The 12,336-nt window shown below is 47.7% G+C and carries 14 protein-coding genes; all 14 read right to left on the reverse strand.

The features are described from left to right. Window positions 1–2: 2 nt before the first annotated feature. The gene (locus FC07_RS00780) at window positions 3–5,045 is read right to left on the reverse strand and encodes a hypothetical protein (RefSeq protein ID WP_057903230.1); all 5,043 of its coding nucleotides are present in this window, start codon (window positions 5,043–5,045) and stop codon (window positions 3–5) included. Beyond that, window positions 5,045–5,200, reverse strand: a complete 156-nt coding sequence (locus tag FC07_RS16050; protein ID WP_170206660.1) for a hypothetical protein — start codon at window positions 5,198–5,200, stop codon at window positions 5,045–5,047. The genes FC07_RS00780 and FC07_RS16050 overlap by 1 nt, the downstream gene beginning before the upstream one ends. 34 nt (window positions 5,201–5,234) lie before the next feature. After that, window positions 5,235–5,672 carry a hypothetical protein gene (locus tag FC07_RS00785; RefSeq protein WP_057903231.1) on the reverse strand — a complete coding sequence of 146 codons (438 nt, stop codon included), beginning with the start codon at window positions 5,670–5,672 and terminating at the stop codon, window positions 5,235–5,237. A gap of 97 nt (window positions 5,673–5,769) precedes the next feature. Next, entirely contained in the window at window positions 5,770–6,177 is a 408-nt protein-coding gene (locus FC07_RS00790) for a phage structural protein (RefSeq protein ID WP_057903232.1), read from the reverse strand. Window positions 6,178–6,193: 16 nt separating this feature from the next. After that, window positions 6,194–7,213, reverse strand: a complete 1,020-nt coding sequence (locus FC07_RS00795; protein WP_057903233.1) for a DUF3383 family protein — start codon at window positions 7,211–7,213, stop codon at window positions 6,194–6,196. Between the two features lie 3 nt (window positions 7,214–7,216). After that, a complete protein-coding gene (locus FC07_RS00800) occupies window positions 7,217–7,690 on the reverse strand; it encodes a phage neck terminator protein (protein ID WP_057903234.1) in 474 nt (157 codons plus the stop codon). Then, window positions 7,677–8,063 (reverse strand): hypothetical protein, encoded by a 387-nt coding sequence (locus FC07_RS00805; RefSeq protein WP_083483146.1) that lies wholly within the window; start codon window positions 8,061–8,063, stop codon window positions 7,677–7,679. The genes FC07_RS00800 and FC07_RS00805 overlap by 14 nt, the downstream gene beginning before the upstream one ends. A gap of 3 nt (window positions 8,064–8,066) precedes the next feature. Beyond that, on the reverse strand, window positions 8,067–8,498 hold the full coding sequence (locus FC07_RS00810) for a hypothetical protein (RefSeq protein ID WP_057903235.1): 432 nt from the start codon (window positions 8,496–8,498) through the stop codon (window positions 8,067–8,069). A gap of 11 nt (window positions 8,499–8,509) precedes the next feature. After that, window positions 8,510–8,857 carry a DUF4054 domain-containing protein gene (locus FC07_RS00815; protein ID WP_057903236.1) on the reverse strand — a complete coding sequence of 116 codons (348 nt, stop codon included), beginning with the start codon at window positions 8,855–8,857 and terminating at the stop codon, window positions 8,510–8,512. 12 nt (window positions 8,858–8,869) lie between these two features. Then, the gene (locus FC07_RS16335; protein ID WP_083483147.1) at window positions 8,870–9,766 is read right to left on the reverse strand and encodes an Ig-like domain-containing protein; all 897 of its coding nucleotides are present in this window, start codon (window positions 9,764–9,766) and stop codon (window positions 8,870–8,872) included. A gap of 14 nt (window positions 9,767–9,780) precedes the next feature. After that, complete coding sequence (locus tag FC07_RS00825) at window positions 9,781–10,086, reverse strand: hypothetical protein (protein ID WP_057903237.1); 306 nt, start codon at window positions 10,084–10,086, stop codon at window positions 9,781–9,783. A 38-nt stretch (window positions 10,087–10,124) separates the two neighbouring features. Continuing rightward, window positions 10,125–11,189: a major capsid protein gene (locus FC07_RS00830; protein WP_057903238.1), complete on the reverse strand. Its 1,065-nt coding sequence runs from the start codon at window positions 11,187–11,189 to the stop codon at window positions 10,125–10,127. Window positions 11,190–11,211: 22 nt separating this feature from the next. Further along, window positions 11,212–11,589 carry a hypothetical protein gene (locus tag FC07_RS00835; protein ID WP_057903239.1) on the reverse strand — a complete coding sequence of 126 codons (378 nt, stop codon included), beginning with the start codon at window positions 11,587–11,589 and terminating at the stop codon, window positions 11,212–11,214. A 13-nt stretch (window positions 11,590–11,602) separates the two neighbouring features. Beyond that, complete coding sequence (locus FC07_RS00840; RefSeq protein WP_057903240.1) at window positions 11,603–12,241, reverse strand: DUF4355 domain-containing protein; 639 nt, start codon at window positions 12,239–12,241, stop codon at window positions 11,603–11,605. Window positions 12,242–12,336 lie beyond the last annotated feature (95 nt).

The raw sequence follows: 12,336 nt of genomic DNA on the forward strand, positions 1-12,336 counted from the left end.
CTCTATGCCTCCAATGTTGGAAAAATTTGTTGCCATTTCTCACCGATAGCATTAGCAATCTTGTTCGCCAACTTAGTTGGGTCCCCGTTGCCTTCGCTACCACCAGAAATGTTGATTGTGATATTAAATACCGGCTTCATACTGCCACCGGATTTGTGCTGCTTCTTTGGCCGCTCGGTAGTTCCACTGCTTGCCATGTTGCTTTGGGCGGATGGTGTACCACGTTTAAGCCGCGGATACTTCTTTTTCGTGTCAGTGGCATTCAGTACTTGCGTACCTTCTGGCAGCGACACGTGAAGATTACGCTGTGCAGGGAAAACACCAACTAAACCGTTTGGCAATTTAAACGCTTCACGATAATTGGCACCCTGCTGATCGTTAACAACGTACATGCCGGCTTTGACCCCACCGTTATTGGCCCAAGTAGGTGTCCCGCCAGCCAAATGGTCAAATGCAGCAGGTGCGCCAGGTGATCCAGTTGCAATCTTGCCGGCGCCTTTACCCTTGACATTTACCGTTAAGGTGATTGTCTTGGATTTCAAGGCAGCGATAGCACTTTGTAATGCGTTGACCTTGCCGACTGCACTTGAGGCAGCGGCCCCAATCTTGCTCATTGACGCAGCAATCCGACTAACTGCTGCTTGTGCCGTGCTGGCCATTTTGTTAAATGCTGACTGCATTGTTGAGGTGGCCTTAGCCAACCCCGATTTAATCGCCGCAGACACTGCATTCATGCCGCTTGTAACGGCGGATTTTGTTTGATTCATGCCAGACTTAGCAGCACTAGACAACTTATCAAACTGCGACCGTGCACTGCTGGCTACGTTGCTTAATCCAGATTTGACCGCACTAGAAATAGCCCGTGCGCCAGATGAGGCGGCGGACTTTGCTTGGTTCATGCTCGATCGTACTGAGCTGGCTAGCTTGGACATAGCCGATTTAGCTGAGCTGCTGACCTTGGACAGGCCCGACTTGACTGCTGTTGCAATGCCACGCGCACCAGATGAGGCCGCACTTTTAGCTTTGCTCATGGCCGATTTAACGCTACTGGCTAGTTTGGACATACTAGATTTTGCAGATGTGCCGACATTTTTAAGACCGGATTTAACTGCCGTTGAGATGCCTTTGGCACCTGACTTAGCCGCTGATTTGGCTTTAGTCATCCCAGACTTAACGTCCTTCGATAACGATTTAAAAGCTGTCTTACCAGCCTTGCCAACATTCTTGAGACCCGATTTGACCGCCGTGGCAATTCCTTTTGATCCAGACTTAGCCGCTGATTTAGCCGACTTCATGCCGGATTTAACATCCTTGGTTAAGCTCTTAAAGGCCGTCTTACCGGTTTTGCCAACATTTTTGAGGCCAGATTTAACTGACTTCGCAATACCTTTAACACCGGATTTGGCAGCTTTTTGAGCTGTCTTCATGCCGGACTTAACTGATTTAGACAAAGCCTTAAAAGATGACTTGCCGGTTTTTCCGACATTCTTCAACCCTGACTTAAGCGATTTAGCTATGCTCTTAGTACCGGATTTAGCAGCCTTAGCGGCACTCTTCATCCCTGACTTAACGCCTTTACCAAACTTTTTAAAGGCTGACTGAGCAGACTTGTTCATGTTTTTAAATGCCGACTTCTGATCTTTAGCCATAGACTTAAGCGCTGACTTTTGTCCTTTGGTTTGAGACTTCAAAGCCTTCTTTAAATCGCTGCTCTGGTTCTTCATGGATTTGAGTGTTTCTTTAGCCGCATCTTTTTGAGCTTTAACTGAGTCTTTGGCAGCCTTTTTAGCGGCTTTGGAATGCCCTTTGTAAGCCTCTTTACCAGCCTTTTTAATCTTTTCAGACGCTTCTTTAGCAGACTTCGCCTCAGATTTATGCGCCTTGGATGATTCTTTGGCAGATTTTTTAGCTTTAGAAACGGACTTATTCCCTAATGAAACGCTGTCCTTATCCGCCTTATTAGCCTTTTTGCTTGCCGAGGTTGATTTTTTCTTATCAGCACTCAATTTACGTTGTGCCTTGGTCAACGCGTCATAATTGTTGGTTGCTTTTGCCAACTTTTTAGCATTACTTACTGCCTTTTGATCAGCAGTCACACGTTTCTGAGCACTAGCCGCAGACTTCGCATAATACTTAGCGGTATCTTTAGCGGCCTTAGCTGCATTCTTTTGATAGCTAGCATAGTTGCCGTTATTCAAATCTTGTTCGGCCTGGGCAGCGGAACGTTGAGCGCTCTTACTTTTGATTGAGCTAGCCTGACCTAATGCCCGGATTTGAGTATTAGCTTGAGCGGTATTCTTGGCGCCTTTATTTTGCACAATCTGTTTTGCCATGGCGGCTTGTTGTACGGTAGCTTGTGCTTCTTGCTGGTATGAACTAACTGATCGCGTCTTTTTTGGCTTACTGCCGCCAAATAGACCACCGATTTTGCTACCAAGCCAGTTGCCAGCTACACCACCGGCAACACTACCGCCGACTGTTCCTAGAGGCCCAAGCAATGAGCCAAGCATACCGCCGGCAATACCGCCAATCGTTGAGCCGGCTGCGCCGCCGACTTTTTGATGGCGTGCCAGTGAGCCTTTTTGAGTTGTCATAAAAGCACTGGCGACGTCTGCCGCACCCAAAACTGCTTGTAGTGGCCCACCTGTTTTACCAAATAATTTGCCGGCTTTACCAAAACTAGCGCCAATTTTTCCAATAAAAGAGCCACCAATTTTGGTGGCAATTCCTTGTAATCCTGAGGCGCCTTTCATAATTACATTTCCGACTTTGCCCATAAGGCCGGACTTTTCGGACATAATCGCGCCTTTGTCAAACATTTTCGTTAGCATACTGGCGTTTTTAAGCGCACCAGCCGCTGTAATTTCGAGGCCTGAGCCTAATACATTTTTATCCAGCATTGATGGCAACTGTGCACGAGTAAGTGCAGCTTCCTCAGCCGCTTTACTGCCAAATGCACTTGTTGGGTCTTTGCTAGCCCCCGCCATTTTGTTAGCAGCAGATTGCATAGTGTTGGCGGCGGACATCATCTTACTGCCGGCCGTATCTTGCTTAGGCTTAACGCCGGTAAGTTTGCTGATAACGTTACTTAAAAATCCGCCAACGACTGGCAATCTGCCGATTAATCGAGTGATTGGTGATACCAGTCCTTCTACAACTCGTCCCATTGCTGGGATTTTGGACAATCCCCGCAGTGCCAGACCAACAGCGGCAATCTTACCAACTACCTGCCCAATCCCATCAAGTGAGCCTTTCGGCATGATCGATGAGATTTTAGAGGCCACGCCTTTGATCATGCCGTACGCGGATTTAACACCACTAGCAATTCCTTTAACTTCGTGTACAAACCCTGTGGCAAAACCGCCACTAAAGGATTTAAGCGCGGGTGCAATAGATTTAGCCAAGCCTTCCAATCCCGGGCCGGCGCCATCTAGCAAGTCCTTAAATATTGGCGCAATACCTTTGCCAATTTTTTGAAATGCTGGGGCTACCGCGCTAACCAGAATTTTTCCGGCGTCTACACCTGACTTTCCAACTTTACCAATGCCAACAGCTAAATCGCTAAGACGATTAGCAGCCTTATCAGCTGCACCAAAAACCTTATCTTTGCTGGTGAAAAAGCTTGACATCTTGTCAAATAGTCCGCCTTTGCCACCAAATGACTTGCTCACATTTTCGGCAAACTTCTTTTCGAATTGACTCATTCCGAGGCTGAGGGCCGATTTACCAGCCCGAACCATACCGCCAAGGGTGCGGTTATAGCGTTCTGACGCTTTACCAATACCACCTGAATTGCCGTATTTGTCTAGTCCTGCATAAGCAGTTGCAGCATCAACTTTCGACCAGTCATAGCCACCCATTTTGTTCTTTTCGAGTTCATGACCAGTACGTTTTTTATACTCTTTACGAATGGCACGGGTCATCTTGCCATCAGCTAAATTAAGACTTTTGGCGATATTCCCGTTCATTTTGCCCATATCACCAATATTACCAACAGCTGTTCGCAGGTTTTGCATTTCGTGATTGGTGAGGGCGTTGGCGTCTTGGATATTAAACATCCCTTTGACCAACGAATTCGTTTTTTTGAGATTGCCTGAGTATGATCCGGCATCAGATGAGTACACCTGCTTTGCCATGGCATTGGCTTCACTAAAATCATTACCGGCTTTGAGTGCCGTACCAATGATCATATTGTTGGCTTTAGCGGATTGCCGTGTCAGTTTGCCACCTGTAACGTTTGGGTGAGCATCTTCGATAGACGTTGCCCACATGGCTTCGCCTTGTTGTCGCTCTTTGACGGTTTCATAGCCGCCTTTAAAAGCTGACTTTACAGCTTCTTGAGCCGACATAACGGCACTCATGCCGAGCTGTCCAACGGAAAACATGGCGAACGAGTCTTTTAGAGCTGACCCGATTTTGCTGGTATGTGTTGCTGTCTTAGCGGCGGCCGCTTCTTGCTTCGTCCAAGCTTCACCGGCACGAGTAGCCTGCGCTGCCTGTTCACGATAAGCGCTTGATCGGCGGCTTTGAGCAGAATTAGCCTTACTCTCAGCTTCTGACAGCTTTTGAGCGGCGGCGGCCGCCTTTTCTTCGCTACTTGCTACCTCTCTCGAGCTGTTAGACAGCCCTTCGGACGAGCTTTTAGCTGAGTTTAATTCGCTAGTCAATTTGTTGACGGCCGAAACAGCCTTATCCATGCTTTCGGCTAGTTTGTTGGCACCAGTCAACTCGCCCATGGCAGCCTTGATTTTTTCAGCATTACCGACTAACTTCTCGGCGGCAGAATTGGCCTTGTTTAGGCCTTCAACTAATGAGCTACCAATCTTAACGCCCTCAAATGCAGACTTGATTCGGTCAGCACTTTCAATCAGTTTATTGGCGCTTTCACTGGCCTTGGTCAGTTCTGACGCCATTTTGCCACCGAAGCTGGCCTTACCTAGGCCGCTGGCCGCTGATTTGAGCTTATCGAATGCCTCAGACGCTCGGACAAGATCGTCGACACCACTGACGTTAATCTTGGCTGAAATCGTGGTTTCGTTAGCCACTACCAATCACCTCCCGAGTTGTCATAACTTGGTTGCATTAGGTCAAACTTTCGCTTAGCAACTTCATTCAAGATGTCAATTTCTTCTTGATCAGCAACGTCCATTTCTGCCCGGGTGGCGATTCCCATCATGACTGGATTCCAGTACCACGCCATATCATCAACTTGCTTCTTGATAATTAGGTCTGGTTTAGATTCCCTGTGCTTTGACAAGAAACGTGTCAACTTTGTCCATAACCTGAGCCAGCCCAGGACGGTCGTTAAATGAGTCAATTGTTAACCCAGCAGGCGAAACAACAACGTATTTCAAGTAGGCATCATATAGTTTTGACGTGCTCCGACCAGCGTCATCAATCATGTCGTATAATTCACGCATCCCTGGAAATTGCACTTCATAAGGCCATTCGTAGCCGTTCTTGTCGGTGTACACGAAACTGTCGTGTTTTCTGAGTAATTCCAGCTTGACCGGGACAGGTGCAGGGTTCCCAGCTGGTGTTTCTGGTGTTGGCGTTTGAGTTGTTGCGACAGGTTCCAACGCTTGAGCTGATTGCAAAACTGGTGCGGCTTGTGGTTCTGGTGTAGCTGCTACTTGTGCTGCTTGAGTTTCTGGTGTATTTAATTCGGTCATGTTAGACCCTCCTATTTTTTGTAAGTGTAATTTTTGTCCATAAACAGAAAAAGAGGGAGCAAGGGATTTGAACCCTCACTCCCTCCGAAAATCCGTGCTATTTAACTTCTGTGATCATGCTTAACAGCTCAATTGTGTAAGCACGCTTAGGCGTATCTTTGCCAAATGCCACTGGCGCTGGCTTGCTGACAAACGCTTGAGCCGCAGTGATTTTTTCCAGGTCGGAATCACATACGAACGGCACACATTTGTGGCTGTTCGCCAGATCATTAAGAAAAGCAATATCTGATGAGTTACCAGACATGTTGATTGTCGCGTCTGCCAACTTATTGTTGTTGATTGCAACGCTAGCTTCGCCCTGTGCGTCAACTTCGGTTGTAATATTGGCTTCTTTTTGCTGGATTGAGATCATGTCACCGGTTTGGAATCGAGTTAGCACTCGCCCGTCGAGTGAGATGTGGACGCTTTTAGCGTCATATAATTTAAGATCATCTGTTGATGCCATCTATCGTTGGCCTCCTTTACATTGAAACCGTGCCGTGCACAGTAATTGAATGAATAGCGCCTGCTCGTGTATAAGCGAATGAGGCACCACCGTAATGACGAGTCGCAATATCATCAGCAGACACTTCTTCTCGCGACTGTGTGGTCACTGTGTAAGTGCCTTTGCCAGAGCCGTCATCTAAAATGATGCCATTGGTAGTTGCTTGCATTAAAACGTTGGTGATAGTCGCGTCGATTTGCGCAATACCGTTAACGTCGTAGCCTAATTTAGCCGTATTCGTTAATAGCTTTTGCAAATCAGTCTCAATGCTAGCCTTGACCCAATCATCCCCGTGCAAGGCGTCAATAAACTCACCTGAAACGGTAAAGCCTTCGGTCGTTTGATCAATGCCCGCCTTGGTCACGTAAGTGAAAATGTGATTCTTATGCAACGTGCCGACTTGTGCAACGCTCAAATCACATGGCTTTAAGCCAACTAACGTCTTAAATTTCCAAGTGACTGACCCAACAGTTTGGTTACCCAAGGCACCGATCAGAGACCCGATACCAGTGGCAGCTTCCTTATCGTCGGCACCATAAGCGAACAAGATAGTCCGATCGTTGCCGAAATAAGTTTGCGTCGTCGTTGCAGCAGCGTTGACTGTTTCAGCCGTTGCGGGTAAGCCAAAGATTGCAAAACGCTCTGATTTAGCCTCAATGTAGTTTGCTAAGGTCAATTGGTCATTTGAGTCTTCAACTGCGTCAACGACTGTTGCAAATTCCCACGCATCAGTGTAGTAAGCATCTAAGGCCTCTTGCATGTCAACGTAGTCAATGACTAGCAACTGCTTAGAGTGCCCCGTTTGTGCAAAATAGCCTGTCGCAATAGCCTGGATCTGTTCGCTATCTTCACCAGACTGAACATCTTCCAAGGCTGTATAGGACTTCTTAGACATTTCAGTGCCGTGCACAAAAATAGCCAGGACACCAAGATTAATCGGCACCGCTGGCTGTAATACGTTGAGCACAACATTAACGTCGCTCAAAACATCATCCATTTATCAATTCGCTCCTTTACTTATAAAATCAACTTTCGTGATCGTATCCATATCCTCATCAGCAAACGGACTGTGTAACCGTAGCATCACGTCAAAGCCCACCATAGCTGCCACAGACGCCGTTTCTTGAATGTAACGAATATTCGTAGCCATTCTTTCGACCACCACCACGTCGGCGGCTTGCAGGGCGATTAGCACGTGCTGAGTGTTCAGCATGTCACGCCACTTCTGGGCCAAATTCAAGGCCTCGACTTTCGATTTGGCATATACCGTAAACGACACTGCCGCTTCGAAAGCGTTAGACTCATCATTTTCATACTCGTTGATCGGGATATTTGGACTGATCACATCAAATGCAATATACGGCGCCGGTGGTGGGCTACCGTTGCTGTTTAGTTCAATCTGGGTCAGTCCCATGTACTGGGTCACCAGGTCACTAAACGTTTTGTAAAGCATGCTCCAGTCATAGCTCGCCATTCTGCTGATTCTCCTCTGCCTCGAGATAGTAGATAGACACGTTTGAGTAGTTTTTCAAGTCCTTGACGTACCGGACTAAGTACCGTTTACCACGGTGCTCAACTACTGTGTCAATCGGATAATCGCCTTTCGAGATCCAAACAAGTTCGTACCGGATTTCCACACCAGTCTCTCGAATCAACGCGTTAAGCGAGTACAAACCCACTCGCGAGTTAGGTACAACTGGCTCTTTCAGGTGTACAGGTTCAGCCTGCACCGGCTCTTGCCAAGCACCGTCCACCCATTTACCTGGTTCTTTTGGCTCTGGTGGGTAAACTGTCACATCAACGGCAAAAGTAGCGAGTAATGAGGTTAAATCAAGATAAAATGCCATGATTTACTCCTCCCTGAAAGAAACAGCACCGTACATACCGCCAGTATCAACCAACGGTTTAGAACTGCCTTTACGCTGAATCGTTGCTGGTGCCAATGGCGCGAATCCACCGCCATCAATCGTGGCATGAATATCATCAACCATTTTCTTGCCTAATTCAGGCATGAAATTAGCACCGCCACCCTCTAGTAGAGCAACAATTTTGGGCCCAACAAAAGCCGACCACGAAGCCGATTTTTGGTATAACGTATTGCGTAAAAAAGGACGTGACGGAATTCCTCGAGACGTCCCATACTCTTGCCACATGGCTTTCTTTTGCGCAAAGCCGCCGAACAATCCAGCGGTTACCTTTTTACCGTCAATCTCTTTCAGGCGGCTGATCATGCCGTCAAAGTCGATATTGCCCTCGATTGAGGTCTCAAAGCCAATTTCCACATGATCATCCCCTAATAAAATTTGATGGTAGTGGCGCCGTCACCCAAATCATCTTTGAGCCGTAAGTACTCGGCCAAGTAGTCATCTGAGCCGCCACGATCAAAGAAATCCTGCTCCAAAACGTCGGCTTTCTGTTTCGAGACGTTGTCATTTTTATTAAATGCCATTGCAGCGAAATGCGTAGCCAGCCATCCAGTAGCGATCGTTAAAACGCCATCCTTGAATCCGTCAGCGGTTGCCTGGATAAAGGCGTCTTCAGCGTAGGCCTTGACGTCATCATCTGGCACCTCGTCAGCAGTCAGTTGTGGCGCGTTCCGGCGGACACGGGCGACCATAGCCGCTAAAGCTGTATCGTCCATCAGAGCCACCCCCTAGGACACCTCAATGTCGAATGTGATTGTCCGACCTGGCTTGAGTGTAAAGCCAGAAATATTGTTGACGTAGCGTAACCAGCCAACGGACACACCGTGGGCAGTTGCCACCTTGGCAATATCGTCGCCAGGCTGAACAACGTACTTTTCAGGCTGTTGTGGTTCTGGCTCGTCAATTGTGACGTGAGCTGTCGCTGTGATATCGCCGTCTGTGGTCGTAAATTGCACGTCAAAGCCGCCAGTTGCGCCAATAGCTACGGTTACAGCACCGTCTTCAACAATTGCCAAGCTGGTATCTGATACTGACCAGGTACCGCTTGTATCCTTAGCATCAGCAGGTGTCACTGTTTGAGTAAATTTAATTGTCGAACCAGCAGTCGTGTGCACGTCTGTTTGGTCAAGCGTTACGCCAGTCACATGGACGACTGGGACTGTTAAGGCGAGTAAATCATCAACAGTCGTTGCACCTGCGTGATCAATCCCTTTTGCGTCCAGCCAGGAGGTAATTTGAGCGATAGAGTTGGATTTAGTTGGGGTTACCAGCTTATCCAATACCACTGCCGCGCTCCAGGCGGTACCTTTAACCGTGGTATCAGCATTGAGCGATTGAGCCTTGGCAATGTCATCAGCTCCTGTCCCAGTCTGACCATATGCCTGCACGTAGAAATAGAGGCCGTCGGCGTCTGTGTGCTTTGGCACGTCAGCAGCTGCTAACGTCCAAGCCGTTGTCTCGGTGTAGCCCATGTAAATGGCCTTTTTAGGGTCGCTAACATTGGCATCACCATAATGGACAACGTAAGCCTTAGCGTTGGTTGCTGCATCCCATGACAGTTTGACACCGCCATCTACGTTGATTACACCGACCACATTAGTCGGCACTGTTAAATCTGTTGCCATTTAGCTATCCCTCCTTAATCCGCTGGTACTAACGCTAACAAATCAGCCTTAACGGTCTTACCCGTATGGTCAATGCTATGAGCGTCCAGCCATGCAGTAATGTCAGCCACCGTGTTGGCATCAGTTGGCTTAACATCACCAGCTGGGTCAAACGTAGATGCCGCACCTTCTGCGCTAGTTGGGTCGTCGCCGCCAGCTTCATCACCGGTTTGTGCTGGTTCTTGACTAGACGCAGGCGCCGCAGAGCTTTCAGCTCCAGAATCAGCCGGTGCTCCTGAGTTAGAATCAGCAGCCGAGCTAGCCGCACCGGATTCTGGCACGGCCGAACTATTTGAGCCGCCACCGTTGTTAGGTGGCGTTACGCTTTTGGGTTGAAAGCGTCCAAGATGTATACAGAATCAATCTGTTCATAAGATACAGAATATTGTTGAGACACCTTGGTTTCCTTGGTAACTGGGTCGGAATGCGGTGTTGTGGTAATTGCCACACCTGTATCGGCGAACGATACGTCTGCAACCTTGCTCAAGGCTAAGTCTGTCTCTTCTGGTGTTGGTGAGAAGACAGTATTGCCTAACGCCACGCCAGGCATGAACACAACCTTGCCGTCTGGAATGAAGTAATTGAACTTGCCAGTTACATCAACATAGCCCTTTTCGTAAACAACAACTTCCAGACCAAATTGATCAGATAAGTAGCTCAATAGTGCAGATTTAGGCAGTGCCATAGCTTGCGTGTTGATGTTAGTGGTGAATAAGGTCGCCTTGATTTCTTCATCGCGTAATAGTGCGTTGAACGTCTTTTCATTGACCAGCATGCGAGTCAATGTGACACCCTGTTCTGTGCCAATTAAATCTTTTGCGGCCTTAATATCATCAGTAGGGCTTGAGCCAGTTTCGCCCCATTTACCAACAGCTTGAGCTAGGTGGCTAGCTTGCATATAGTAATCATCCGAGAATACTTGGCCATTGCCCTTAATCTCATACTTACCAGTGAGCAATACCTGCATACGCTGAATTTCACGACCTAATGCCGCACCACGCATCAGTTCGCCTGTGTCGTCAAAAATACGCCGGATAATAATATCGCGGCGTGTTTGATCGGCAGAACTAGCTAACCGACTTAATTCCCGGCGTAAGTTTTCGTCCAAATATTTACTTTCTTTGTAGAAATTAGTTTGAGTGGTGATTTTGTTAAAGCCTTGCCGATCACGAACAATCGCTTGAGCGTCCAAAGCTGATGGATTTAGCGCCTTAGGTGCACGAGTCAAACCACGATAGAAGGTAATGACATCACTGTCTTGCTTGACGTTTGGAAATAACGTTTCACCAAGATAAGGTGCTTCTTTCTGTTGTAATGTTGTCCAATAACTAGCGATATTAGCGCTGGTCAAGTCTGCAAACATACTAATTACTTCTGGATTCATATTTTGCTCTCACTCCTTTTCTCTAGGCGTTACGTTTGAAGAACACAACGCGGCCAGCTAATGCCGTCTTGGTTTCGTCAGTGATAGTGACGTTTTCAGGCAAGCGGTTTTCGTTGATGTAGCCGTTAATGATCAATGTGCCATTGCCTTGTCCGGCAGTCACATCAACTTCATGTTCGAGCACGCCTTGTGCCGTGCCGTCAGCTACGACCTTTAAAACGGCTTGTTCATCGGCCAGCGTGGATGCGTCTCCGCCAACTGGGGTACCAGCTGGAATCACTTTGCGACCAAGAGCGTCAGCATCAACGCCTTCGTCGCTTAAAACGACACCTAGAGCCACTTTGTTAGCGACAAACCCTAAGACTTGCTTGGTTGCGCCAAATGTTTCGATTTTTGCCATTCTTTAATTCCTCCTATTTCTTGAAATACGGATTAGGTCGCTTATCTTCCAACGTAGACTGCGCCAACCGAGCGCCAAATGAACCGCCACCGGCATCAACGCGATTGCCATCTTTATGGGGCGGATTGCCTTGAAGCAATTCGGCCTCAACACTTTTACGAACACGAGCTGCGAAATCAATCAACTTTGCAACGTTGACTTTGGTCGTCTCGGCATCAGAAGCTGTAATCAGTTCAATGTCTGCCGCGGTAGCTGCTACCTTGGCTTCTTCCAGCATTTGCCGAGCTGTGCCCTGCATCTGGAATTTAGCCAATTCGTTTTGAGCTGATTCGGCGGCCTGTTGGGCTTTTTCAAGCTCGTATTGACTCTTTTGGTCGTCATTCATTTTCCGCAGTTTCTCAGCTTCGGTTCGCTCGTGTTCAGCTTCTGCTTCCCACCGAGCACGTTTTTGATTGATGATTTTATCAACCTCGGCGTCTGTGTACTTTTTAGCTGGTTCAGGCGGGTCAGTTTTGTCATCATCTTTCGGCGGGTCTACCGGATCAGTGCCACCTTCTGGTGGATCAGTTGGTTCAGCAAAAAACTGGAGTCGCATAGGCAAAAACGGCTTCTTAAGTGGTGTCTGCGTTGCAAAATTAAGCTTGTTTTCCATGTGTCATACATCCTTTCCATAGCTTTTAAAGTGAGTCCATGCCTGCACGTCCGTAGCTTTTAACGACCTCCACGCCTGGTCAAATCTAAAAAAGT

This window comes from Loigolactobacillus bifermentans DSM 20003 (assembly GCF_001434575.1).
Lineage (GTDB): Bacteria > Bacillota > Bacilli > Lactobacillales > Lactobacillaceae > Loigolactobacillus > Loigolactobacillus bifermentans.